The sequence below is a fragment of the Actinoplanes sp. URMC 104 genome, from assembly GCF_051386375.1.
In the GTDB taxonomy this organism is placed as follows: Bacteria; Actinomycetota; Actinomycetes; order Mycobacteriales; family Micromonosporaceae; genus Actinoplanes.
Genome location: NZ_JBPQTO010000002.1, coordinates 363,869 through 386,967, shown reverse-complemented (window position 1 = coordinate 386,967; position 23,099 = coordinate 363,869). Strand labels below are relative to the sequence as shown.

The following is a 23,099-nucleotide window of genomic DNA, read 5'->3' as shown; positions in this document are numbered from 1 at the left end:
GGGCGCCATGGCCCAGCCGGAGGGCGCCAAGCCGACGAAGGCCAAGCGGCAGCGCCTGGTGTTCCTGCGCAACGCCAAGGCGCTCACCGGCATCACCGTGCTCGGCATCTACGTGCTGTTCGCGATCATCGGGCCGTGGGTGGCGCCGTTCGACCCGGACGCGCGTAGCAACGACCTGCTGCAGGGACCGTCCGCCAAGCACTGGTTCGGCACCACCCACCTCGGGCAGGACATCTTCAGCCAGCTGCTGTCCGGCACCCGCAGCGTCGTCTACGTCGGCTTCCTGGCCGGCATCATCGCCACCACGCTGTCGGTGCTGATCGGCGTCACCGCCGGCTACCTCGGCGGCAAGGCCGACGACACGCTCTCGGTGCTCACCAACGTCGTGCTGGTGATCCCCGCGATCCCGCTGATGATCATCATCACCTCGGCGCTGAGCAGCGCGAACGACACGCTCATCGCGGTGATCATCGGGCTCACGTCGTGGTCGTGGAACGCCCGCGTGCTGCGGGCGCAGACGCTCTCGCTGCGCCGGCGTGACTTCGTCGAGGCGTCCCGGGCCACCGGTGAGAAGACCTGGCGCATCATCATCTTCGAGCTGCTGCCGAACCTGACCGCGGTCATCGCGTCCGGCTTCATCGGCACGGTCGTCTTCGCGGTGCTCTCCGAGATCACGCTCGCGTTCATCGGCATCGCGTCGACCAGCGGCTGGAACTGGGGCACCATCCTGTTCTGGGCGCAGATCCAGCAGGCGCTCGGCCAGGGCGCGTGGTGGTGGTTCGTGCCGGCGGGCCTCGCGATCGCGTTCCTCGGCACGGCGCTCTCGCTGATCAACTTCGGCATCGACGAGTTCGTCAGCCCGCGGCTGCGCAGCGCCGGCAAGACGAAGATCAAGACGAACGCGGGTCACACCGTGCGGATGCGGATCGGCTTCACCCCGGTGCTGTCGAACACGCCCGAGCCGCGTACCCACGCCACGATCCACCCCGACGTGCTGACGCCTGTGGCGCGAGAGGCGAAGTGATGGAACCCGTACTGGAAATCCGCAACCTCAACGTCGACTACGGCCTCGGCGACCGCGCCGTGCGCGCCGTCCGCGACGTCAACCTGACCCTGCACAAGGGGGAGGTGCTGGGCCTGGCGGGGGAGAGCGGCTCGGGCAAGTCGACCCTGGCGTACGGCCTGACCCGGCTGCTGGCCCCGCCGGGCGTCATCACCGGCGGCGAGGTCATCTACCACCCCGAGGGCGGGCAGCCGTACGACGTCCTGGGCCTCGACGACAACGCGCTGCGCGCGTTCCGCTGGGCCGAGACGGCCATCGTGTTCCAGGGCGCGATGAACTCGCTCAACCCCGTACACAAGATCTCGACGCAGCTCACCGACGTGCTCAAGGCCCACGAGCCGTCGATGAGCGAGCACAGCCGCAACGCGCGGGCCCGCGAGATGCTCAAGCTCGTGGGCATCTCGCCCGACCGGATGGACGCCTACCCGCACCAGCTCTCCGGCGGCATGCGGCAGCGCGTGATGATCGGCATGGCGCTGATCCTGCAGCCGCAGGTGGTCATCATGGACGAGCCCACCACCGCGCTCGACGTGGTGATGCAGCGGCAGATCCTGGGCCAGCTCATCGAGCTGCGCGAGCGGCTCGGCTTCTCGGTCATCTTCATCACGCACGACCTGTCGCTGCTGGTCGAGTTCTCCAACCGGATCGCGATCATGTACGGCGGCCGGATCGTCGAGGAGGCGCCCGCGGCCACGCTCTACCGCGACGCCCTGCACCCGTACTCGAAGGGCCTGCTCGGTTCCTTCCCCGCCCTGCGCGGGCCGCGCCGCGAGCTGGCCGGCATCCCCGGCTCGCCGCCCGACCTGGCCGGCATGCCGAGCGGTTGCTCGTTCCACCCCCGGTGCCCCCAGGCGTTCGAGCCGTGCCCCGGCAACATCCCGGTGCTGGGCCGACCCGGCACCCCGGACGGAGCCGCACGGTCGGTCGCGTGCTGGCTGCATCCCACGGAGCAGCCCGTCGGGCCCTCCGAAGTCCTCACTGGAGAGCGATGAACCCCACCACCACCAGGATCCCCCTCGCCACCGGCCTGCCGCCGAAGTTCGTGTGGGGGGTCGCGACCGCCTCGTACCAGATCGAGGGCGCGGCCGCCGAGGACGGGCGCACGCCGTCCATCTGGGACACGTTCTCGCGCGTGCCCGGCGCCGTGCACAACGGCGACACCGGCGACGTGGCGTGCGACCACTACCACCGGATGCCGCAGGACGTCGCGCTGATGAAGAGCCTCGGCGTGGACAGCTACCGGTTCTCGGTGGCGTGGCCGCGGGTGCAGCCGCACGGCCGCGGCCCGGTCAACGAGGCGGGGCTGGGCTTCTACGAGCGGCTCGTCGACGAGCTGCTCGGCAACGGGATCACCCCGTGGGTCACGCTCTATCACTGGGACCTGCCGCAGGAACTCGAGGACGCCGGCGGCTGGCCGCACCGCGACACCGCGTACCGGTTCGCCGACTACGCGATGCTCGTCTTCGACCGGCTGCAGGACCGCGTCGACACGTTCACGACCCTGAACGAGCCGTGGTGCTCGGCGTGGCTCGGCTACCACGTCGGCGTGCACGCGCCCGGCCGCCGCGACTTCGACGCGTCGCTGGCGGCCACCCATCACCTGCTGCTCGGCCACGGGCTCGCGGTCCAGGCCATGCGGGCGGCGGAGACCCGGCCCCACACGTACGGGATCACGCTGAACATGGGCACGGCGGACCCGCACGGCGACACGGAGGCCGACCGGGACGCGGCGCGGCGTGCCGACGGCATGGGGCTGCGGCTCTACCTCGACCCGCTGCGCCGTGGCGAGTACCCCGCCGACGTGGTCGCCGACCTGGCCGCGCGCGGCTCGGCGATGCCCGTGCACGACGGCGACCTCGAGGTCATCTCGACGCCGTTCGACGTGCTGGGCGTCAACTTCTACTTCGGGCAGGACTTCGCGGGCACCGACGCCGACGGCAACACCCACGACGAGCAGGGCGAGCCGGTCGTGCGCGCGGTGCTGCCCGACACCCCGCGCACGGCGATGGACTGGCCGATCACCCCGGAGCGCTTCACCCGGCTGCTGCTGCGCCTGCACCGCGACTACCCCGGCCTGCCGCTGGTGGTCACGGAGAACGGCGCCGCCTTCGACGACCAGCCCGACGAGACCGGGTACGTGGCCGACGACGACCGCACCGCGTACCTGGCCTCGCACATCGCCGCGGTCGCCGCGGCCCGTGAGCAGGGCGCCGACGTGCGCGGCTACTTCGCGTGGTCGCTGCTCGACAACTTCGAGTGGGCGTACGGCTACGCGAAGCGGTTCGGCATCGTGCACGTCGACTACGCGACCCAGGAGCGCACGCCCAAGCAGAGCGCCCTCTGGTACCGCGACTCCATCGCGGCGCTGCGCGCGTAGAGCCCGCCGCGACGCCGGTCTGCCTCCGCGCCACCGTCGACGGTCACCGATCGAGCGGCTACCGTCCAGCCGCCACGAAGGTGTCGACGGTGGCGCCGGAGGTCCCCGAGCGGAGCTCTCGGACCTCGGGCCGGGTCAGCGGGCGCGGGCGCCCGGACGGCGGGGGCGCGGGGTGAAGGCGACGACCTGCTCGGCGGGCTCGGGCAGGCCGCCCTCGGCGAGCAGCTGCGCGATCGGCAGAGTGGCGGCGCCCATCGCGACCGCGTCGGTGCCGAGCTCGCAGACGGTGATCGTGGTCTGGGCGTACGGGCGGCGCAGCGCGTGCCGGGCCGCGGCGGCGCGGATCTGGGGCAGGAACCGCTCGCCGAACGCCGCGCCGGTGTCGCCGCCCAGCACGATCCGCTCCGGGCTGAACAGGTTGATCAGGTCGGCGAGCCCCGCGCCGAGGTAGCCCGCGGTCTGCTCGAAGACCCCCGCCACCGGCTCCTGCAGGTCGGGCTGCCGCAGCCGGGAGGCCAGCAGTTCCTCGCTGTACGCCTCCCCGGTCGCGGCCGCCAGCCGCCGCCCGATGGCCTCCGCCCCGATGTACGCCTCGAGGCAGCCCCGGGCCCCGCACCGGCACCGGTCGCCGTCGTAGATCAGCGTGGTGTGGCCCCACTCGCCGGCGTTGCTGTTCGCACCCCGGTAGTAGCTGCGCCCGTCCATCACCACGGCGGCGCCCACGCCCGTACCGATCATGACGATGACCGCGTGCCGGGCGCCGCGCCCCGCGCCGAACCACATCTCCGCCTGGCCCTGGGTCTTCGCGCCGTTCTCCACGAAGATCGGCACGTCGGTGCCGGCCCGCAGCATCGCGCCGAGCGGAACCGAGTCCCACCCGGTGGACTGCGAGTCGACCACGCCGTCGAGGCCGACCACGCCGGGCACGCCGACGCCGAAGCCCAGCACGTCGGCCGGCGCCACCCCAGCGTCCTCGATCACCCGGCCCAGCCCGGCGAGCACCCGGCCGGCGACCTGCTCGGGCCGGTCGTCGTGCTCGAGGGTCACCGCCGCGAGCCGCGACATCGCGAGGTCGTACAGCTCGACGAGCACCCGGGTCTCGGCCACGTCGGCGCCGACCACATAGCGGAAGCCCGGCCGCACCCGCAGCAGCACCCGCGGCCGCCCGCCGTCCGAGCCGACCAGACCGGCCTCCTCGACCAGCCCCTCCTCGATCATCTCGCCGATCAGGTTGCTCACGCTGGCCTGGCTCAGCTCGGTGCTCGCCGCCAGCTGCTGCCGGCTCTGCAGGCCGCCGTGGAACAGGTCGGTGAGCAGGCCGGACCGGTTCGCCCGGCGCACGTCACGCACCGTCGTACGCCTGGTGTCCAAGCCCGCCCCCTCGCCTCGCCGGACTGAAATCCTAAGCCGCATCGATCTCGTACGGCATATCGTGCCCGGGTGACCGACTACCTCGACATCAACCGCGCCAACTGGGACGACCGCGCGGCCGCGCACGCCGCGTCCGCCGGCTACGGCGTGCACCGTTTCGCCGACCCCGCCTTCCTGAGCCACACGGTCAGCTTCGACCGGGCCCTCCTCGGCGACGTCTCCGGCCTGCGCGGCATCCACCTGCAGTGCCACATCGGCACCGACACCGTCTCGCTGTCGCGGCTGGGCGCCACGATGACCGGCCTGGACTTCTCGTCGAAGTCGCTGGACGAGGCGCGGCGCATCGCCGGGCTCGCGGGGGCGGACGTCCGCTTCGTGCAGTCCGATGTGTACGACGCGGTGGCCGCCGCGGGCGACGGCTACGACCTGGTCTACACCGGTGTAGGGGCGCTGTGCTGGCTGCCCGACGTGCGGCGCTGGGCCGCGACCGTGGCGGCGCTGCTCAAGCCGGGCGGGCGGCTGTTCATCCGCGAGGGCCACCCGGTGCTGTGGTCGCTCGACTACGACCGGCGCGACGGGGTGCTCGCGCTGGAGGAGCCGTACTTCGAGATGGCGGAGCCGCAGGTGTACGACGAGGGCGGCACGTACGTCGACACCGAGGTGGCCTTCTCCCACAACCGGACGCACGAGTGGAACCACGGCCTCGGCGAGATCGTCACGGCCGTGCTCGAGGCCGGCCTGACGCTGACCGGCCTGGTCGAGCACACCAGCGTGCCGTGGCGGGCGCTGGAGGGCGAGCTGATGACCGACCTCGGCGACGGCGAATGGCAGCTCGCCGACCGGCCCGAGCGGCTGCCGCACACGTACACCCTGCAGGCGGTGAAGCGTCCCGTTTAGAGATCGAACGGTACGGGGTATCGGTGGGCATCCCCACGGCATAGGAGGCCCCGATGCGCATCGGCACGATCGGCGGGCTGATCGTTCTTCTCTGGCTCGTGCTCGGCGGCGTGGCCGCCTACGAGCGTGGCTACTTCTCCGACACCAGCGACACCAGCTGCGCCGAGTTCGGCACGATCGCCGTCACGACGCTCGCCGGCCCGCTCAACTGGATGGGCGTCAACCCCAAGATCAAGTGTGACCTCGACGTTCCGGAACCCAGCAAGTGACGGACGGCGGCTCCCGGGCCGCCGTCTCTCCTCCCGCGCTCGCGGTCAGTCCCCGGACGCGCCCCCGACAGCGATGTGACGGGGCGCGCCGTCCTCGCCGTGCAGCACCACCGCGCGCAGGTGCCAGGAGGTGGCACCTTCCTCGGGCAGACTGGGACGATGCCGAAGACCTCCGCGCGCCTGCTGGCGCTGCTCTCGCTGCTGCAGAGCCGCCGCGACTGGTCCGGCACGCTGCTGGCCGACCGGCTCGGGATCAGCCTGCGCACCGTGCGCCGTGACGTCGACCGGCTGCGCGAGCTCGGCTATCCGATCGCCGCGACCAAGGGCCCCGAGGGCGGCTACCGGCTCGCCGCCGGCGCCGAGCTGCCCCCGCTGCTGTTCGACGACGAACAGGCCGTCGCCCTCACCGTCGCCCTGCAGGTCTTCGCCACCACGCCCGGCAACGGCCTGGCCGACGACGCCGCGCGGGCGCTGGGCACCGTCCGGCAGGTCCTGCCGAGCCGCCTGCGCCACCGCGTCGAGGCCCTGCGGGTCACCGCCGTCGAACGCCCCACCACCCGGCCGCCGGCGCCGGTGGACGGCGACGTGCTGCTCGCCGTCAGCGCCGCCGTCCACGCCCGTGAGGTGGTCCGCTTCGACTACGGCGACGGGATCCGCCGCGCCGAGCCGCACCACGTCGTCACGTGGGACGGGCGCTGGTACCTGGTCGCCTGGGACCTCGACCGCGAGGACTGGCGCACCTTCCGCGTCGACCGGATCGGCCTGCGGACGCCCAACGGGCCCCGCTTCCGGCCCCGCGAGCTGCCCGGCGGGGACGTCGCCGCGTACGTCGTCGGCACGTTCCGCGGCTCGGCCGACGGCTCCTGGCCCTGCCGTGGCACGGTCCTGCTCGACCTTCCGGCCGCCACCGTCGCGCTCTACACCCGCGACGGCGTGGTCGAGGAGGCCGGCCCCGGCCGGTGCCGGCTCACCCTCGGCTCGTGGTCGTGGCCGAGCCTCGCCGCGTCCGTCGCGCGGTTCGACGCCGACTTCGAGGTCGTCGGGCCGCCCGCGCTGTCGCGGGCCTGCGCGCGCCTGGCCGAGCGGTTCGCCCGTCCGGGGGTTTCCGCACCGATCGGTGACGCGCCGGGCGTAACCCGGATGAGCCCTGCGCGTTCCGGACGGAAACGGTAAGTTGATCGCTGTGACGGCTGCGGCGCGTGTGCTTCCCCGGAAGTGGGACGGGCACCGCTTGCTGCGCTTTCTCACCGGGCTCGCGATGCTGGCGGTGGCGTTCGCCGCCCACCTCGCGCCCTCGTCGCTCGAGACCGCTGCGCCCGCGCCGGTCACTGTGGCCGGTGTCACGCGGGCCGAGGCGGTGACGCCGGCCGGGTTCGGGGCAGAACAACCCGCGGTCGAGCCGCGCGTCCTGAGCGTGCCGGCCCTGCCGATGCCGGCTCCGGTGACGGCCGTGGCGGTCGTCCTGCTCGCCGGGGCCGCGCCGCGGATCGGTGCCGTCCGCGGGCCTCCGTCGCGCTGACGCCGTGACCGCATCGGCGGGCTGAGATCGCCCGCCCGTGGCCCCGTGCCGCTGCACCCAGCGTCGTGTCGTCGCCGTAGATCGCGTCCGCCTGTGAGGTTGCGATGGAACCCGTCCTGCACAACTTCTTCGTCTCCGTGCCGCAGGCCGCCCTGCTGTGGCTGCTGATCCTGCTCGCGATCGCCGTGTCGGCCACGCTCATGGCCCTGCCGCCCAAGGCCCCGGTGCAACCGCTGACCCCCGCGCAGGCCGACGCGTTGCGCTTCGCCGAGGAGGTCGCCGTGGCGGCCGAGCGCGCCGCGACGACGGCCACCCGCCGCCGGGCCGAGTGGGCCGCGGCGCAGGAGGAGGTGGACGCCGCCTGGGAGGCGTACGCCGAGGCCGACCGGCTGGCGCGGGCCGGCGCGCGGGCGTCGGCCTATCCGCTGATGAGCCGGCGCCGCAAGCCGGGGGAGAACGTCGACCGGCAGCGTTATCTGCACCGCGCCGCGACGGCCGCCTGCCGCCGCCGCGAGATCTCGATCGCCCAGCTCAACGACGTGCTCGCGCACCGGGGCTGGAACCCGCGGCTGCACCCGGTGGTGCAGGAGGGGTTGCTGCTCAACGCGATCCGCGCGCACCGCATGTCGCAGTACGAGGACGCGCAGAAGCGCGAGCAGGCCGCGTGGCACGAGTCCGAGCTGGCCGCCGAGGCGCTGCGCAGCCTGCGGGCCGAGGCGGCCGCGGCGCTGGTGCGGGCGGGCGCGACCGGCGAGCCGGTGGCCGACGAGCACTGGTGGGCCGAGCAGTGGGGCACCGCCGAGAAGCCGCCCCTGCCGAGCGCGGCCTGACCCCTCCTGACGGAGGACGTTCCCCGGCGACTGCAAGGTTGTCCGGGTACCGTAACCGGGCAGGATGACCGCCGACACCTAAAGGGGCAGGGGGCCAGAGCGTGGCGACAACTCCGGCGGCCGGGCAGCCGCCCGCGATCCGGATGCACCGGGCGGCGCGTGTGGAGGACGCTCTCCACGAGATCGTCGAGCGCCGGTTGCGCAACCGGGGATGGCGGCCGGTGATCACCGCGTACACGGGCTACGGCGCCCCCGGGTGGGCGCGGGTGATGGCCCGGGTGGTGCTGACCCGCGGTCGGCCGTCGTCCAAGAAGCTCGACAAGGTGCGCGGCTGGCGCAGCTTCACCAGCTCACCGGTCAACAACGCGATCGTGAAGATCCAGATCGGCGACGACGTCACCGAGACCCGCACCGACCGCAGCGGCTATGTGGACGCCCGGGTCAAGGGCGACCTCGACCCCGGGTGGGGCCGGGTGCGGCTGTTCACCGAGGGCGCCGAGCCGGTCGAGGCGCCCATCCGCGTCGTCGACCCGCAGTGCCGGTTCGGCCTGATCTCCGACATCGACGACACGGTCATGGTCACCGCGCTGCCGCGCCCGCTGCTCGCCGCGTGGAACACGTTCGTGCTCGACGAGCACGCGCGCATGGCGGTGCCCGGCATGGCGGTCCTCTACGAGCGGCTGATCACGGCGAACGCGGGCGCCCCGGTCTTCTATCTGTCGACCGGCGCGTGGAACGTGGCGCCCACGCTGAGCCGCTTCCTGTCGCGCCACCTCTACCCGGCGGGGCCGCTGCTGCTCACCGACTGGGGTCCCACCGCGGACCGCTGGTTCCGCAGCGGCCAGGAGCACAAGCGCAACACGCTGCAGCGGCTGTCGCGGGAGTTCCCCGACATCCGCTGGCTGCTGATCGGCGACGACGGGCAGCACGACCAGGAGATCTACTCCGAGTTCGCGCACGCCCACCCGGACAACGTGGCCGCGGTCGCGATCCGGCGGCTGTCGCCCACCCAGTCGGTGCTCGCCGGCGCCGTCCCCGGCCCGTCGGGCACCCCCGAGGCGGTCGGCTCGGGTGGCAAGACCTGGTTCTCGGCGCCCGACGGCGCGGGGCTGTGGTCGCTACTCCGCGACACTGATGTCGTCTGACTCCTCGGCGGCTGCCTCGGCGACCCGCTGGTGCAGCCGCTCCCGGATCTCGTCGGGGGTGTATTGCCGGCGCTTGCGCTCCGCTCGCGCCACGACGGCGCCCGTCGCCGCGACCCCCGCCAGACCGGCCAATCCCACGATTTTCCACCAACGCATCACTCGAGGATAGACACGTGGACGCCGCCATCAGCCTCGATGAGGCCATCGACCTGACCCGGACCGGGGACATCTGGATCTTCCGGGGCCGTACGGGCGCCGACCGGGCCATCCAGACGCTGACCAACAGCCCCGTCAACCACGTCGGCATGTCGATCGTCGTCGAGGACATGCCGCCGCTGATGTGGCACGCCGAGCTCGGCCGGTCGCTGCCCGACCTGTGGTCCGGCACGTTCCAGCGCGGGGTGCAGCTGCACGACCTGCGCGACGCCGTGACCGTGTGGGCGCAGCGCTACGGCCAGCGCGGCTGGCTGCGCCAGCTGGAGCCGGGGGTGCCCAAGGACATGGAGGACAAGGCGCTCAAGACGGTGGCGCGGCTCGACGGCACGCCGTTCCCGTCCTCGGCGCAGCTCGCGTGGCGCTGGGTGCGCGGCCGGGTGCCGCAGGTGCGCCCCCGCTGGCGGCTGCGCGGCGGCAAGGGCCCGGCCACCGACTCCGCGCTCGAGACGGCGTACTGCGCCGAGGTGGTCGCCGTGACCTACGAGGACATGGGCCTGCTGCCGCCCGGCCGCCAGCCCAACTGGTACGACCCGGGTCGCTTCTGGAGCGGCGACGAGCTCGTGCTGGCCGACGGCTACGCGCTCTCCGACGAAATCCTGGTGGACATCCCGCGCGTCTAGGGCCACCTTGTCCGCATGGGAGTGCGGTTGGTCGGGCGGGTGGCCGAGGTGGCCGCCCTCGACCGCCTGCGAGCGGCCGCCGAGCAGGGCACGGGCGCGGTCGCCCTGATCGTCGGCGAGGCGGGCATCGGCAAGACGGCGGTGGTCGAGGAGGCCGTGGCGCGGGCGGCCGGCGTCAGCGTGCTGACCGGCCGCGCCGACCCGGACGAGGGCGCCCCCAGCTTCTGGCCGTGGACCACGATGCTCCGCGCGGCACCTGCCGGCCTGTCCCCGGCCCTGCTGAACCTCGCCGACGAGGGCGAATCGGCTGCTGCCGCCCGTTTCCGTGCCGTGCAGGCAACCGTCGCGGCGCTGTGCGCGGCCGCTGTGAAGCGCCCGTTGCTGCTGGTGCTCGAGGACCTGCACTGGGCCGACGACGCCTCCCTCGCGCTGCTGTCCGCTCTGGCCCGCGAGATCGACAAGGCTCGCATCCTGGTGATCGCCACCACCCGCACCGAAATATCGGATCTGCTCAACTGCGAGACGCTGCTTCTGGGTCCCTGGGACGTTGCAGCGGTCGGAGACTATCTGGCCGGACAAGCGGCCGGCGGATTGCATCCCAGCTGGGTCCCCGTCGTGCATCGGCTCGCGGGGGGCAACCCGCTCTACACCCGTGAGCTCGCCCGCCTGCTCGTCCGCGAGAACCGGCTGACCCGGCCCGCCGGCGACCTGGACCTGCCGGAGGGCCTGCGCCGCCTGGTCACCCGCCGGGTCGCCCGGCTCAGCGCGGCCTGCCGGCGGATGCTCGCGGCGGCGTCCGCGTGGGGGACCGACGTCGACGTGACCGTGCTGAGCTCGGTCGTGCCGGTCGGCACGGTGGCGGAGGCTGTCGCGGCCGGGGTTCTCGTCGACGACCCGTGGACGCCCTCGCGGGTCCGCTTCGCGCACGAGCTGGTCCGCCAGGCCCTGTACGCGGATCTCGGCCGCGACGAGCGGATCCGCGTGCATGCCGCGCTCGCCGCCGCCCTGGAGCAGCACGGCAGCCCGGCCGAGATCGCGAGGCACCGCGTACGGGCCGCGGCCGATCCTTCGTCCCGCCGGCTCGCCGTGGAGGCCTGCGTCGCGGCGGCCCGCGCGGCGACCCGGTCGCTCGACCACAGCGAGGCCGTGCACTGGTTCGGCCGCGCGCTCGAGAACGCGCCCGGCGACCGCCTGCTGCGCCTCGACCGTGCCCGGGCGGCGTACCACGACGGGCAGCTGGACGTGGCGCTGGCCGACTGCGAGGCGGTGGTCGACGACGTCGGCGCCCCGGCGGCGCTGGTGATCCGCGGGTTCGGCGGCCCGCTTGGCCCCGCGCTGGTGCGGCTCTGCGAACGGGCGCTGGCCCGCGACCTCGACGACGGCGACCGCGCGATGGTCCTCGCGCAGTACGCGTTCCTGCTGGCGGAGGATCGCGACCCCGAACGCGCCGAGCGGATCAGCCGGGAGGCGATGGCCCTGGCGTCCGCCTCGGGACGGGCCGACGCGCTGGTCGCGGCGATCCACGCGCGGCACGAGACGATGGACCCCGTCGACGGGCTCGACGAGGTGCTCGAGCTGGGCCGGCGCAGCTGCGAGCTGGCCGCGCCCAGCGGGCAGCCCGACGCCGAGCTGTGGGGCCGCACCTGGCTGCTCGACACCTTCCTGGCGCTGGGCGACCTCGCTGGGTACGACGCCGAGCTCGCGCGGCTGGCCGGGCTCGCCGAGCGGCTGGGCTGGCCGGTCGCCCGCTGGCACCTGCTGCGCGCCCGCGCCGCCCGCGCCCTGCTGGCGGGTCGGCTCGGGCCCGCGCTGGAGCTCGCGACCGAGGCCCGCGACCTGGCCGCCCGCTCGCAGGACGCCTCCGCGCCGTACCTCTATCTGGCGTTCCTCTCGGGGCTGGCCGCGCAGACCGGCGACTACTCGTGGACCGACCCGATGCCGTTCGAGGGGGAGCAGGCGCCGATCGCGGTCGCCCAGCTCGCCCAGCTCGCGATGGGCCGCGGCGACCGCGAGACGGCGCTGGCCGCGACCCGCCGGCTGCGCGCGGTGCTGCCGAGGCTGCCCGCGGACGGGCGGCGGACGTTCGTGACCGTCGCCCTGGGCGAGGTCGCGGCCTGGGTGGGGGAGCACGACATCGCCGCGGACTGCTACGCCCGCATGCGCCCGCGGGCCGGCGTCTACCTGAACTCGATGTCCAGCTGCTACGGCGCGGTCGCCCGGACGGCCGGGACGATCGGCGTCGCGCTGGGCGAGCCGGACGCCGGGCGGCTGCTGCACCAGGCCGTGGTGATGGAGGAACGGCTCGGCGCGCCGTCGTTCCTGGCGCTGGCCCGGGTCGCGTACGCCCGGAGCCTGCGCGCCACCGACCCGCGCCGGTGCCGGGAGCTCGCGTCGGCGGCGCTGGTCACCGCCCGCCGGCTCGGCATGCGCGCGGTGGCGTCCGAGGCGGCCGGCCTGGCGCGCGACGAGCTCACCGCGCGGGAGCGGGAGATCGCCGCGCTGGTCGCCGTGGGACTGTCCAACCGGGCCGTCGCGCAGCGGCTCGTCCTCTCCGAGCGCACGGTCGAGACCCACGTGCGCAACATCCTGGGCAAGCTCGGGTTCGCCAACCGCGGCGAGCTACGTGCCGCATCTCAGTACCGGCACTGAGGTTTCCGCCTTCCTGCCCGGCGAGCCTGGGAAGCATGACGACAAACGTGCAGACCACCCTTCGCCCGGGCACCTACACCCTCGACCCGCAGCGCTCCTCGTGCCGGCTCACCGCGACCCACGTCTTCGGCCTCAAGCCGGTGCACGCCACCGTCGCGCTGCGCGGCGGCACCGTGACCGTCGCCGCCGACCCGGCCGCGTCCAGCGCGTCCGCCGTGCTCGACGCCGGCAGCTTCCACAGCGACGACGCGCGCCGCAACAAGGACATCACCGGCCCGAAGTTCCTCGACGCGGCCAACCACCCGGTCATCGGGTTCCGCAGCACGGGCTGCCGCCGCGGCGTCGCGGGCTGGCTGCTCACCGGCGTGCTGCGGGTGCGCGGCCGCGACAGCGAGGTGACCCTCGCGCTCGACGTGGCCGAGCCCACCGCCGACGGCTGCCACTTCGTCGCGTCCGCGACGGTCGACCGCGTGGCCGCCGGCGTGGCGACGGGCCGGGCGATCATCGCCCGGCCCGTGCGGATCACGCTGGACCTGTACGCCGGTTAGTCCTTCGCGCCGGGCGGGCCGGCGCGCGCACGGCGCTTCAGACCGTGCCGGCCCGCCACCGCGCCACCAGGCGCAGCCCGATCAGGGCGAGCGGCGAGAAACCCACCAGCACCGCCCCGGCGGTGACCAGCGGCAGGTCGGCCGGGATCGCCACCAGGCCGGCGACACCCGCGATCAGCAGCGGCACCGTCCACCACCGGACCACGCCGGCCAGGACGAGACCGACCAGCACCAGCAGCGGGCCGACCAGGTTCAACGGGGTGGTGCCGGTCCACCAGCCCAGCAGCGACGCCTGCTTGAAGCCCTGGAAGACGACGACCGCCTGCTCGGCGGGCAGGTGCGTGCCGGCCGACAGGTTCCACCAGTCGCTGAGCAGCGAGCCGGAGAGGTTGCCGAACGCCACGGCGGCCAGCACCGAGCCGACGAGCGTGGGCCAGTGACCCCGTCGGCCGCGGACCAGCGCGGGGGCGGCCAGGATGCCCAGCGCGAGGAGAAGGTTGGCGTAGTGCAGGAACAGCGCCGAGACCTGGGTCATGGTGGCGTCGTGCGCCAGGGAGGCGATGTAGGCGGGGTCGGAGTCGCCGGCGGCCTGGGGCGTGGTGGCCATGCCCAGGGCGAACAGCACCGGGCCGGCCATGAGCGCGCCGCCGGCGAGCAGGCGCAGGGCCGGGCGGCGGCTCGCGACGCCGGCGGGTGCGGTGGTGCCGGTCCCCGGAGCTGCCTGGTGCGTGGTGGTCATCGTCTGCGATCCCTTCGGCGGTGCCGGCCCTCGTGGCCGGCGACGTGACGAATGCTTCCGCCCGCGGCTCTCATCCCGCCTCCGCAGCCACGCAGCCAGTCCGGCTCCCCCGCGCGACGGAGCAGTCCGGGCCGCGGCTCCGCCGTGCGACGGATCTTGCCGGGACCCCGCCGCCTCTAAGGTCGAGGCGTGCGAGCACTCCACAGGCGCGGCCTGCGCCTGCTGACCTGGCTTCTGCCGCCGGCGCTGGGCGCGCTCGCGGTCCTCGAGGCGCTGTCCGACCCGGGCTTCCGGCCGACGCCGGCCCATCTGGTGGTGGTCGCCGCCTGGATCCCGGCGGGCCTGGCCCTCGCGCGGTGGCGGCCCGCTGCCGGGGCGGCGGTGGTGGCCGGGTTCTATCCCGTCGGCATCGTGCTCGACATTCCCGGGCCGGGCGGCACCGGACTGATCGCCACCCTGCTGGCCGTCGGATGGGCGGGCTTCGCCGAGCCGGTCCGTCGGTCCCGGCTCGGGCTCGTCGTCGCGATGGTCGTCTACGCCGCCTCGGACACCGTCCGCGAGGGCTTCTCGTGGATGAACGTCTTCTTCTCGCTGATCTTCGTGGTCGCCTGGTGGAGCGGGGTGCTCGTGCAACGGGAGCGGCAGCGCAGCCGTACGCTCGTCGAGCTCGCGGCCGCGCTGGACGCTCAGCGCGAGGCGGTGGCCCGGGCCGCGGTCGCCGGGGAGCGCACGCGCATCGCCCGCGAGATCCACGACGCCGTCGCGCACTCGGTCAGCGTCATGACGTTGCAGATCGGAGGCCTGCGCCGGCAGCTCCACGACGTCCTGGAGACGCGGGAGACCGAGCGGGAGGTCATGCTGGGCCTGGAGCGGCTGGGCCGCCAGTCGGTCGACGAGCTGCGGGCGCTCGTCGGCATCATGCGCGACGCGGGCACGACCGAACCGGCGGCGCCCGCGCCCTCGCTGTCGCGTGCCGAGGAGCTGGTCGCCGACGTGCGCGCGGCCGGTCTGTCGGTCGGCCTGGAGGTGGAGGGCTCGCCCGGCGAGCTGCACCGCGCGCTGGACGTCTCGGCGTACCGGGTCCTGCAGGAGGCCCTCACCAACGTGCTGCGGCACGCGCCCGGGAGCCACGCGGACGTCACCATCCGGTACGCCCCCGACGCGGTGACCATCGAGGTGATCGACGAGGGAGGCGGCGCGGTGCAGCCCTCCGGCACGGACCGGGTCGGCGGCAACGGCCTCATCGGCATGCGGGAACGCACCGCGATGTTCGGCGGCACGCTGCGGGCGGGACCGCGCGACGAGGGCGGCTTCGCGGTCACCGCACGCTTTCCCATCGCCCGGAGGTGGCAGTGAGCATCGGAGTGGCTCTCGTCGACGACGAGGCGATGATCCGGGTGGGCCTGCGCATGGTGCTGAGCGCCGAACCGGACATCACCGTCGTCGGTGAGGCGTCCGACGGAGCCTCCGCGGTCGACGTCGTGGCCGCGACGCAGCCGGACGTCGTCCTCATGGACATCCGCATGCCGCACGTCGACGGCATCGAGGGCGCCCGGCGGGTGCTGGCCGCCCATCCCGGCGTCAAGGTGATCATCCTGACCACGTTCGACGAGAACCACTACCTGGAGGCGGCACTGCGCGCCGGCGTGAGCGGCTTCCTGCTGAAGGTGTCACCGCCGGAGCAGCTGGTCGATGCCGTGCGTACCGTCGCCTCCGGCGGTGGTCTGCTGGACCGCAACGTCACGCTGCGGGTGATCGAGTCCTTCGCGAGCGCCTCGCCCGTGCGGACCCGCCGCTCGGCCGTGCTCGACACGTTGACCGAGCGGGAGCGCGACGTGCTCCGGCTGATCGCCCGCGGCCTGTCGAACGCGGAGATCGCCGGTGAGCTGTACCTGGGCGAGGCGACCGTGAAGACGCACGTGTCCAATGTGCTGGCCAAGCTGGGCGTACGGGACAGGGTGCAGGCAGTGGTGGCCGCCTACGAGACCGGCCACGTGCGCCCGGGGGAGGCCCAGGTGTGAGGTGCGTGCTCCAGCAGCCGCAGGCGGCTGCTGGAGCAGGAGACCTAGCGGCCCGAGCGCCGGCCGCCGACCCGGGTGCCGGCCGAGAAAGCGGCGGCGCCGCCGCTGCGCGACTGGCTGGTGTGGACGGGCGTGGAACCCGACCGCGGCTGGCCGGCGCCGGAGCGGCCGGACCCGGTGCGCGGCTGGGCTGCGGCGGAGCGGCCCGACCCGGTGCGCGGCTGAGCGGCGCCGGAGCGACCCGACGTGGCGCGCGGCTGGGCGGCGCCGGGACGGCGGCGTGCCGACGTCTGCTCCGGCGCGGCGCCCTCGGCGGGACGTCCGGCGCCGCGACCACGCCCGCGCCGCGAGGGGGCCGACGTCGCCGTCCCCGCCGGGGCGGCGGGAGCGGCCGCCGGGGCGACGAACGTGCGCTCGCCCGGCGCCAGCTCCGCGAGCAGCGGGTCGCCCGGGCGGGTGCGGCTCGTGGTGGGCCGCACGCCGGCCTTGCGGGTCAGGTCGCGGACCTCGGCCTGCTGGTCGTCGGTCATCAGGGTGACCACCGTGCCCTGCGCGCCGGCCCGGGCCGTACGCCCCGAGCGGTGCAGGTAGGCCTTGTGCTCGACGGGCGGGTCGGCGTGGATCACCAGCGCGACGTCGTCGACGTGGATGCCGCGGGCCGCGATGTCGGTGGCGACCAGCGTCTCGGCGGTGCCGTCCGAGAACGCCGCCATGTTGCGGTTGCGGGCGTTCTGCGCCAGGTTGCCGTGCAGCTCCACGGCGGGCACGCCGGCCGCGATCAGCTGGCGGGTCAGCACCTTGGCGCGCCGCTTGGTGCGGGTGAACACGACCGAGCGGCCCGGCGCCGAGAGCAGGTCGACCAGCACCGGGAAGCGGTCGTCGCCGCGCACGTGCAGCACGTGGTGCGACATCTCGACCGGCGCCTCGGCGGCCGAGTCCACGGAGTGTGTGACCGGCTTGTGCATGAACCGCTTGACCAGCACGTCGACACCGTTGTCCAGCGTCGCCGAGAAGAGCATGCGCTGGCCGTCGCGCGGGGTCTGCTCCATGAGCCGGCGCACCACCGGCAGGAACCCGAGGTCGGCCATGTGGTCGGCCTCGTCGAGCACGGTGATCTCGACGGCGTCCAGCGACGCGTGGCCGCTGCGCAGGTGGTCGTCGAGCCGGCCGGGGCAGGCGACGACCACGTCGACGCCGGCCTTGAGGCCCCTGATCTGCGGGGTGGGGCCGACGCCGCCGAAGACGGTCAGGCTGCGCAGGCCGAGCTTGGCGGCCAGCGGCGCGATCGTCGCGTCGATCTGGGTGGCCAGCTCGCGGGTCGGCGCCAGGATCAGCGCGCGCGGGCGGCCGGGGCGGCGCGGGGACTTCGAGGCGGCCAGCCGGGCGAGCACGGGCAGCACGAAGGCGTACGTCTTGCCGGAGCCGGTGCGGCCGCGGCCGAGCACGTCCCGGCCGGCCAGCGAGTCGGGCAGCGTGGCGGCCTGGATGGGGAACGGGGTGGTGATCCCGAGTTCGGCGAGGGCCGTGGTGAGCACGGCGGGCACGCCGAAGTCGGTGAAGGTGGACATGTAGCGGGAACTCCAGAGTGTCAGAGGGGTCGTCCTGCCCGGCGCAGACTTTGTTCTCAGTCGCGGCGCGTGGTGGTCGATCCGAGGGACCGGGCCGGTGGCTGCAACGCCTGCCGGGGACCGGTCGCAAGGCGGCCCGAGGCAAGACTGGGCGGGCCGCGTGATCAAGCATACCCGCACCTCGCCGGGACGGCCGCGGGGCTGTGAAGCAACTCTCCTGCACCCGTCCGGGACCCGTTCCGCACTCGAACGAGATCACCGTTCTCCTCAGCGCCGGGCTCTCCCCCCGCCCCGGCCAGGTACGCGAGGAGACCCCCCATGACCTCTGCCGACCGCCGCCGCGAGGACATCGTGCAGGACCACATGCCGCTGGTCGGCCATCTGGTGCGCGAGATGCTGGCGCGGATCCCCGCGCACGTCAACCGGGACGACCTGCTCTCCGCCGGGTACGCCGCGCTGGTGCACGCGGCCCGCGGCTTCGACCCCGCCCGCGGGGTGCCGTTCGCCCGGTTCGCGGCGGCCCGGGTGCGCGGCGCGCTGCTCGACGAGCTGCGCGGCCTCGACTGGGCCAGCCGCTCGGTGCGGCAGCGGGCCCGGCGCACCGACTCGGCCCGGCAGGAGCTGACCGCGGAGCTGGGCCGCACGCCCACCGTGCGCGAGGTCGCCGAGCGGCTCGGCTGCTCGGTCGAGGACATCGAGCACGCGGACGACGACGTGCAGCGGGCCGTGGTGTTCAGCCTGCAGGGCTTCGCCACCGCCGCCGCCGACGACATGGTGACCGAGCCCAGCGCCGGCCCCGAGGAGATGCTGCTGGTGCGCGAGCGGCTGGGCTATCTGCGGCACGCGATCGAGGCGCTGCCCGACCGGCTGCGCACGGTGGTGCAGGGCTACTTCTTCGAGGAGCGGCCGATGGCCCGCATCGCCGAGGATCTGGGCGTCAGCGAGTCGCGGGTGTCGCAGCTGCGCGCCGAGGCGCTGAGGCTGCTGCGCGACGGCCTCAACACGCACCTCGACCCGGCGCTCGCCGCGGAGAACCCGGCCAAGGAGGGATGCGTGGCCCGCCGCCGGGCCGCCTACTACGAGCAGATCGCGAGCCGCGGGACGCTGCGGACCCGGCTGGCCCTGACCGGCCCGGACGGTCTGCCCACAGCTGCCTGAGAGGAACGGAGGCCCGCCGCGGTTCGCGGCGGGCCTCCACTGTGTCGCCGGTTACTGGTTGGCGCAGGTGCCGGCCTTCTTCTGGGCCGCGATCGCCTTGGCCGCGCCCTGCTTGTAGAGGGCCAGGCCCTCCTTGGCGGGCTCGAGCTTCCAGGCGTCGCCCTCGTAGACCATCGTGTACGACTGCGCGGCCACCAGCTGCTTGGCGATGACCACGGCCCGGTCGGCGCCCTCCATCCGGGCGCTGGTCAGCTGGATCGCCAGGCCCTTGCGCGAGCAGGCCTGGTTGAGCTTGACGTAGTCGGCCTTGCTGATCGCCTGCTTGCCGGCGGCGGTGTACATCTCCCAGGCGCCGGCGAAGTCACCACCGGCGAAGCGGTCGAAGACGGTCTGCGCGGCCGACTTGGCGCCCTCGACGGTCTTGGGCTCCGGGCCGCCGACGGCCGCCTGGGCCGCGTTGCCGGCCGGGGCCTCGTCGTCGCCGGTGCAGGCGGAGGTGAAGGCGAGGGTGGCGGCGCCCGCGAGGGCCAGCGCGCCGAGGCGTCGGATCGGGTGGTTGTGGGTCATGACCGGGTTAAAGCGTCACCGCCGCCGCGCGTAACGGCTCGCCGGAAAAGTAGACCGATGGACGACACTTCATCGGCAGGCCGTAACCTGGCCGACGGGTGGGGGCATGGCGGTCGATGCGCTATTCTGGCCGTTTGCCAGCAATAAAAAAACGCTCACAAATGAGCGCTGCCCGCGAATGATAGCACAAAGGGGAGTGGCTTTGTCAAGCTCCGCCGCGGTGACGCGAGACGACGACCTCCGTGCCGAACAGGCGTACCTCACCACCCTCTACAAGCGGCTGGACGGCCTGCGGGCGCAGGCTGACGAGCGGCTGCGCGCGATATTGCTCGAGGCCGGCGGCACCCCGCAGGGCCGGGCCCAGCGCGAGGCCACCCGCGGTCATTACACCGAGCAACTCGCCCAGATGAACGCGGTGGAGAACGGCCTCTGTTTCGGACGGCTCGATTTCGCCGCCGATCAACCGCGCTACATCGGCCGCATCGGATTGTCGGCCGAGGAACACGACCGTGATCCGCTTCTGGTCGACTGGCGGGCCCCGGCGGCCCGCGCCTTCTATCTCGCGACCGCGGTGTCGCCCGACGGGGTGACCCGCCGCCGGCACCTGCGCACCCGTGGGCGGGTGCTGACCGGCATCGACGACGAGGTGCTCGACCTCGAGGCCGGCGACGGCCGCGGCCGCGAGGACGTGACCGGCGAGGCGGCGCTGCTGGCCGCGCTGACCGCCAACCGCACGGGCCGGATGCGCGACATCGTCGAGACCATCCAGGCCGAGCAGGACGAGGTGATCCGCGCCGGGCTGAACGGGATCATGGTCGTGCAGGGCGGCCCCGGCACGGGCAAGACCGCCGTCGCGCTGCACCGGGCGGCGTACCTGCTCTACACGTACCGCGGTCAGCTCACCAAGCAGGGCGTGCTCATCCTCGGGCCGAACCCGACGTTCCTGCGCTACATCTCCCAGGTGCTCCCGTCGCTGGCGGAGACCGGGGTGCTGCTCGCGACGCTGGGTGACATGTTCCCGGGCGTACGGGCCAGGGGTGTCGAACCGCCCGCGGCCGCCGCGCTCAAGGGCCGCACCGCGATGCTCGACGTGCTGGCCCGCGCCGTGGCCGACCGGCAGACCGTCCCCGAGACGTACGTCGAGGTCGACCACGACGGCTATCCGCTGCGCATCGAGCGGGCCGTCCTCGAGGACGCGCGCGCCGCGGCCCGCCGCCCCGGCCGCCCGCACAACGTGGCCCGTTCGATCTTCGTGACCGAGGCGATCCACGCGCTGTCGCTGCAGATCGCCGAGCGCATCGGCGCCGACCCGCTGGGCGGGGAGAACCTGCTCTCCGAGGCCGACCTCGCCGAGACCCGCCGCGAGCTGCGCGAGGACATCGACGTGCAGCGCGCGCTGTTCGAGTTCTGGCCGGTGCTGACCCCGCGCCAGGTGCTGCGCGACCTGCTCAGCGACGCCGACCGGCTCGAGTCGGCCACGCCGGGGCTGACCCCGGACGAGCGGGCGCTGCTGCTGCGCGACCGGTCCGCCCGCTGGACGCCGGCCGACGTGCCGCTGCTCGACGAGCTGGCCGAGCTGCTGGGCGTCGACGACACGCTGCGGGCCCGTGAGGTGGCCCGCGAGCGGCGCGAGGCGATCGAGTACGCCGAGGGTGTGCTCGAGATCGTCGAGGGCTCCCGCTCGCTCGACTTCGAGGACGAGGAGGAGGAGATCCTCTCCGCGATCGACGTGGTGGACGCGAGCGCCTTCGTCGAGCGGCACGAGGTGCTCGACACGCGGACGGCCGCCGAGCGCGCCGCCGCCGACCGCACGTGGGTGTTCGGCCACGTGATCGTGGACGAGGCGCAGGAGCTCTCGCCGATGGCGTGGCGGCTGCTCATGCGGCGCTGCCCGAGCCGCTCGATGACCGTGGTCGGTGACGTCGCGCAGACCTCGGAGCTGGCCGGCACCACCACGTGGGAGCAGGTCTTCGAGCCGTACGTCGCGCAGCGCTGGAACCTGGTCGAGCTGACGGTGAACTACCGTACGCCCGCCGAGGTGATGGCCGTGGCGGCCGACGTGCTCTCCGCGCTCGACCCCGCGCTGGAGCCGCCGCGGTCGGTGCGCACGGCCGGCGTCGACCCGTGGGCCCTGCGGGTGCCGCCGGTCGCGCTGCCGGCCGAGGTGATCGCGGCGGTACGCGTGGAGGCCGCCGAGGCCGGCGAGGGCCGCGTGGGGGTGATCGTGCCGGAGGCGCGCGAAGCCGACCTGGGCCGCGCGCTGGTCGAGGCGGTGCCCGGCGCGGCGGTCGGGGAGCAGCCCGACCTGCTCAACCAGGTGGTGCTGATGACCGTGCGGCAGGCCAAGGGCCTCGAGTTCGACTCGGTGATCGTGGTGGAGCCCGACGAGATCATCGCCGAGAGCCCGCGCGGGCTCTCCGACCTCTACGTGGCGGTCACCCGGGCGACCCGGCGGCTCGGCGTGCTGCACACCGCCGACCTGCCCAAGGTGCTGAACGCGCTGGCGTGAACGAGACGAGGGGCCCGGCATCGGCCGGGCCCCTCTCGCTCAGGCGGCCGCGAACGGCTTGGCGCCGCGGCTGTACGCGGTGTGGCCGTGCGCGTTGGTCAGCGCCAGCCGGCTGCGCACCGACGTGTTGTCGCCGATCGCGGCGTAGTAGCTGGCGCGGCGGCGGGCGGTGATGCCCTCCGGGTTGTCCGGCACGGGGGCCAGCTCCGGGTTGAGGTGGGTGTTGAGGCCGTCCTTGAGCAGCGACAGCGCCTCGGCGCGCAGCTGCGACACCCGCGACTCGGTGACGCCCAGGTCGGCGGCGATGTCGGCCATCGGGCGCTCGTTGAGGAAGTACTCGGTGACGACGACCTGCAGCCGCTCGGGCAGCGAGCCGATCGCGTGGTGCAGGTAGCCGATCTGCTCGCGGCGCAGCAGCATGTCCTCCGGCCCCGGGGTCTTCTCGGTGACCAGGTCGTCGGCGCTGCTGGTGGTGAAGCCCTGCAGCGACAGCACGGTGGCGCGCGCCACGTCGGTGTCGGTCTGCTTGAGCTCGCTGGTCGTGGTGCCGAGCGCCTGGGCCAGCTCGTCCGCGGTGGGCGTGCGGCCCAGCGTGGTGGTGAGCTGCTGGCGGGTGGTGTCCGTGGCGCGGGCCTTGGTGCGCACCGAGCGGGTCGCCCAGTCGAGCGCGCGCAGCTCGTCGAGGATGGCGCCGCGGATGCGGGTGCTCGCGAAGCGGTGGAACGGGATGCCGCGGTCCGGGTCCCAGCTGCGGGCCGCGGTGACCAGCGCGTGCAGGCCGGCGCTGGTCAGGTCGTCGCGGTGGATGTGGTTCGGGATGCGGCTGAGCATGTCGCGCACCAGGTGGCCGACCAGCGGCATGTGGGTGCGGATGATCTCCTCCTGCTCACGGGCGGACAGCACCGTCGTGGCGGCGGTGTCGGCAGCGATGTCGGCAGCGGTCGTCGCGGTGCTGGTCATGTGTGTCTCCCCCGTTGTCGGCAGCCCGTGGTGGGCTTTCCGGCGTACACAGGGAAGTTCGTCCGCGACCGGG

Annotated in this window: 22 protein-coding genes; 16 read left to right on the top strand and 6 right to left on the bottom strand. The window is 73.9% G+C overall.

The genetic code is table 11. From position 1 onward, the window contains the following. Positions 1-7: 7 nt before the first annotated feature. The 3 genes from ACSNN8_RS02800 to ACSNN8_RS02790 are packed head-to-tail and all read left to right on the top strand — an operon-like array spanning position 8 to position 3,440. Entirely contained in the window at positions 8-1,024 is a 1,017-nt protein-coding gene (locus tag ACSNN8_RS02800; RefSeq protein ID WP_436649381.1) for an ABC transporter permease, read from the top strand. Further along, a complete protein-coding gene (locus tag ACSNN8_RS02795) occupies positions 1,024-2,055 on the top strand; it encodes an ABC transporter ATP-binding protein (RefSeq protein ID WP_436646781.1) in 1,032 nt (343 codons plus the stop codon). The genes ACSNN8_RS02800 and ACSNN8_RS02795 overlap by 1 nt, the downstream gene beginning before the upstream one ends. Continuing rightward, entirely contained in the window at positions 2,052-3,440 is a 1,389-nt protein-coding gene (locus tag ACSNN8_RS02790; RefSeq protein ID WP_436646779.1) for a GH1 family beta-glucosidase, read from the top strand. The genes ACSNN8_RS02795 and ACSNN8_RS02790 overlap by 4 nt, the downstream gene beginning before the upstream one ends. Before the next feature lie 135 nt (positions 3,441-3,575). Here the strand turns inward: ACSNN8_RS02790 and ACSNN8_RS02785 are convergent, their stop codons facing one another. Next, the gene (locus ACSNN8_RS02785; protein ID WP_436646778.1) at positions 3,576-4,811 is read right to left on the bottom strand and encodes an ROK family protein; all 1,236 of its coding nucleotides are present in this window, start codon (positions 4,809-4,811) and stop codon (positions 3,576-3,578) included. Between the two features lie 69 nt (positions 4,812-4,880). Between ACSNN8_RS02785 and ACSNN8_RS02780 the strand changes: the two genes are divergently transcribed. The 6 genes from ACSNN8_RS02780 to ACSNN8_RS02755 all read left to right on the top strand — a co-directional run bounded on the left by ACSNN8_RS02780 (position 4,881) and on the right by ACSNN8_RS02755 (position 9,471). Further along, positions 4,881-5,708 carry a class I SAM-dependent methyltransferase gene (locus tag ACSNN8_RS02780; protein ID WP_436646776.1) on the top strand — a complete coding sequence of 276 codons (828 nt, stop codon included), beginning with the start codon at positions 4,881-4,883 and terminating at the stop codon, positions 5,706-5,708. 53 nt (positions 5,709-5,761) lie between these two features. Then, positions 5,762-5,977 carry a hypothetical protein gene (locus tag ACSNN8_RS02775; protein ID WP_436646775.1) on the top strand — a complete coding sequence of 72 codons (216 nt, stop codon included), beginning with the start codon at positions 5,762-5,764 and terminating at the stop codon, positions 5,975-5,977. A 159-nt stretch (positions 5,978-6,136) separates the two neighbouring features. Further along, positions 6,137-7,150 carry a helix-turn-helix transcriptional regulator gene (locus ACSNN8_RS02770; RefSeq protein ID WP_436646773.1) on the top strand — a complete coding sequence of 338 codons (1,014 nt, stop codon included), beginning with the start codon at positions 6,137-6,139 and terminating at the stop codon, positions 7,148-7,150. 10 nt (positions 7,151-7,160) lie between these two features. After that, positions 7,161-7,496, top strand: coding sequence for a hypothetical protein (locus ACSNN8_RS02765; RefSeq protein ID WP_436646771.1), 336 nt, complete (start codon positions 7,161-7,163; stop codon positions 7,494-7,496). Between the two features lie 104 nt (positions 7,497-7,600). Beyond that, on the top strand, positions 7,601-8,326 hold the full coding sequence (locus tag ACSNN8_RS02760; protein WP_436646769.1) for a hypothetical protein: 726 nt from the start codon (positions 7,601-7,603) through the stop codon (positions 8,324-8,326). Between the two features lie 143 nt (positions 8,327-8,469). After that, positions 8,470-9,471 (top strand): App1 family protein, encoded by a 1,002-nt coding sequence (locus tag ACSNN8_RS02755; RefSeq protein ID WP_436649379.1) that lies wholly within the window; start codon positions 8,470-8,472, stop codon positions 9,469-9,471. Here ACSNN8_RS02755 and ACSNN8_RS02750 read toward each other — a convergent pair. After that, positions 9,445-9,627, bottom strand: a complete 183-nt coding sequence (locus ACSNN8_RS02750) for a hypothetical protein (RefSeq protein ID WP_436646767.1) — start codon at positions 9,625-9,627, stop codon at positions 9,445-9,447. The genes ACSNN8_RS02755 and ACSNN8_RS02750 overlap by 27 nt on opposite strands. 17 nt (positions 9,628-9,644) lie before the next feature. On the opposite strand from ACSNN8_RS02750, the gene ACSNN8_RS02745 reads away from it, so the two are divergent. From ACSNN8_RS02745 to ACSNN8_RS02735, 3 genes are read left to right on the top strand one after another with little or no spacing between them, the layout of a single operon-like run. Then, positions 9,645-10,307: a hypothetical protein gene (locus ACSNN8_RS02745; RefSeq protein ID WP_436646765.1), complete on the top strand. Its 663-nt coding sequence runs from the start codon at positions 9,645-9,647 to the stop codon at positions 10,305-10,307. 15 nt (positions 10,308-10,322) lie between these two features. Further along, positions 10,323-12,956 carry an ATP-binding protein gene (locus tag ACSNN8_RS02740; RefSeq protein WP_436646764.1) on the top strand — a complete coding sequence of 878 codons (2,634 nt, stop codon included), beginning with the start codon at positions 10,323-10,325 and terminating at the stop codon, positions 12,954-12,956. Between the two features lie 35 nt (positions 12,957-12,991). After that, positions 12,992-13,504 carry a YceI family protein gene (locus ACSNN8_RS02735; protein ID WP_436646762.1) on the top strand — a complete coding sequence of 171 codons (513 nt, stop codon included), beginning with the start codon at positions 12,992-12,994 and terminating at the stop codon, positions 13,502-13,504. Positions 13,505-13,541: 37 nt separating this feature from the next. Here the strand turns inward: ACSNN8_RS02735 and ACSNN8_RS02730 are convergent, their stop codons facing one another. Then, positions 13,542-14,243 carry a hypothetical protein gene (locus tag ACSNN8_RS02730; RefSeq protein WP_436646760.1) on the bottom strand — a complete coding sequence of 234 codons (702 nt, stop codon included), beginning with the start codon at positions 14,241-14,243 and terminating at the stop codon, positions 13,542-13,544. A 189-nt stretch (positions 14,244-14,432) separates the two neighbouring features. Here ACSNN8_RS02730 and ACSNN8_RS02725 point away from each other — a divergent pair, with 189 nt between their 5' ends. Together ACSNN8_RS02725 and ACSNN8_RS02720 are read left to right on the top strand one after the other, a co-directional pair. Continuing rightward, the gene (locus ACSNN8_RS02725) at positions 14,433-15,599 is read left to right on the top strand and encodes a sensor histidine kinase (protein WP_436646758.1); all 1,167 of its coding nucleotides are present in this window, start codon (positions 14,433-14,435) and stop codon (positions 15,597-15,599) included. Beyond that, positions 15,590-16,264, top strand: coding sequence for a response regulator (locus tag ACSNN8_RS02720; RefSeq protein WP_436646756.1), 675 nt, complete (start codon positions 15,590-15,592; stop codon positions 16,262-16,264). The genes ACSNN8_RS02725 and ACSNN8_RS02720 overlap by 10 nt, the downstream gene beginning before the upstream one ends. 44 nt (positions 16,265-16,308) lie before the next feature. Here ACSNN8_RS02720 and ACSNN8_RS02715 read toward each other — a convergent pair whose 3' ends face one another. Continuing rightward, complete coding sequence (locus tag ACSNN8_RS02715) at positions 16,309-17,832, bottom strand: DEAD/DEAH box helicase (RefSeq protein ID WP_436646755.1); 1,524 nt, start codon at positions 17,830-17,832, stop codon at positions 16,309-16,311. Positions 17,833-18,150: 318 nt separating this feature from the next. Between ACSNN8_RS02715 and ACSNN8_RS02710 the strand changes: the two genes are divergently transcribed. Continuing rightward, positions 18,151-18,990, top strand: coding sequence for a sigma-70 family RNA polymerase sigma factor (locus ACSNN8_RS02710; RefSeq protein ID WP_436646754.1), 840 nt, complete (start codon positions 18,151-18,153; stop codon positions 18,988-18,990). A gap of 51 nt (positions 18,991-19,041) precedes the next feature. On the opposite strand, the gene ACSNN8_RS02705 is transcribed toward ACSNN8_RS02710, so the two are convergent. Then, on the bottom strand, positions 19,042-19,557 hold the full coding sequence (locus ACSNN8_RS02705; protein ID WP_436646753.1) for a hypothetical protein: 516 nt from the start codon (positions 19,555-19,557) through the stop codon (positions 19,042-19,044). 178 nt (positions 19,558-19,735) lie between these two features. On the opposite strand from ACSNN8_RS02705, the gene ACSNN8_RS02700 reads away from it, so the two are divergent. After that, positions 19,736-22,066 carry a HelD family protein gene (locus tag ACSNN8_RS02700; protein ID WP_436646751.1) on the top strand — a complete coding sequence of 777 codons (2,331 nt, stop codon included), beginning with the start codon at positions 19,736-19,738 and terminating at the stop codon, positions 22,064-22,066. Positions 22,067-22,105: 39 nt separating this feature from the next. On the opposite strand, the gene ACSNN8_RS02695 is transcribed toward ACSNN8_RS02700, so the two are convergent. Continuing rightward, positions 22,106-23,026, bottom strand: coding sequence for a sigma-70 family RNA polymerase sigma factor (locus ACSNN8_RS02695; protein ID WP_436646749.1), 921 nt, complete (start codon positions 23,024-23,026; stop codon positions 22,106-22,108). Positions 23,027-23,099: the final 73 nt, after the last annotated feature.

Bases quoted from the DNA above. Each gene is read 5' to 3' on its own strand.
- ACSNN8_RS02755 (WP_436649379.1), top strand. From the start codon at position 8,470: ATGCACCGGGCGGCGCGTGTGGAGGACGCTCTCCACGAGATCGTCGAG.
- ACSNN8_RS02695 (WP_436646749.1), bottom strand. From the start codon at position 23,026: ATGACCAGCACCGCGACGACCGCTGCCGACATCGCTGCCGACACCGCC.
- ACSNN8_RS02705 (WP_436646753.1), bottom strand. From the start codon at position 19,557: ATGACCCACAACCACCCGATCCGACGCCTCGGCGCGCTGGCCCTCGCG.
- ACSNN8_RS02760 (WP_436646769.1), top strand. From the start codon at position 7,601: ATGGAACCCGTCCTGCACAACTTCTTCGTCTCCGTGCCGCAGGCCGCC.
- ACSNN8_RS02740 (WP_436646764.1), top strand. From the start codon at position 10,323: ATGGGAGTGCGGTTGGTCGGGCGGGTGGCCGAGGTGGCCGCCCTCGAC.
- ACSNN8_RS02775 (WP_436646775.1), top strand. From the start codon at position 5,762: ATGCGCATCGGCACGATCGGCGGGCTGATCGTTCTTCTCTGGCTCGTG.
- ACSNN8_RS02770 (WP_436646773.1), top strand. From the start codon at position 6,137: ATGCCGAAGACCTCCGCGCGCCTGCTGGCGCTGCTCTCGCTGCTGCAG.
- ACSNN8_RS02750 (WP_436646767.1), bottom strand. From the start codon at position 9,627: ATGCGTTGGTGGAAAATCGTGGGATTGGCCGGTCTGGCGGGGGTCGCG.
- ACSNN8_RS02730 (WP_436646760.1), bottom strand. From the start codon at position 14,243: ATGACCACCACGCACCAGGCAGCTCCGGGGACCGGCACCACCGCACCC.
- ACSNN8_RS02795 (WP_436646781.1), top strand. From the start codon at position 1,024: ATGGAACCCGTACTGGAAATCCGCAACCTCAACGTCGACTACGGCCTC.
- ACSNN8_RS02715 (WP_436646755.1), bottom strand. From the start codon at position 17,832: ATGTCCACCTTCACCGACTTCGGCGTGCCCGCCGTGCTCACCACGGCC.
- ACSNN8_RS02710 (WP_436646754.1), top strand. From the start codon at position 18,151: ATGACCTCTGCCGACCGCCGCCGCGAGGACATCGTGCAGGACCACATG.
- ACSNN8_RS02735 (WP_436646762.1), top strand. From the start codon at position 12,992: ATGACGACAAACGTGCAGACCACCCTTCGCCCGGGCACCTACACCCTC.
- ACSNN8_RS02800 (WP_436649381.1), top strand. From the start codon at position 8: ATGGCCCAGCCGGAGGGCGCCAAGCCGACGAAGGCCAAGCGGCAGCGC.
- ACSNN8_RS02700 (WP_436646751.1), top strand. From the start codon at position 19,736: ATGATAGCACAAAGGGGAGTGGCTTTGTCAAGCTCCGCCGCGGTGACG.
- ACSNN8_RS02790 (WP_436646779.1), top strand. From the start codon at position 2,052: ATGAACCCCACCACCACCAGGATCCCCCTCGCCACCGGCCTGCCGCCG.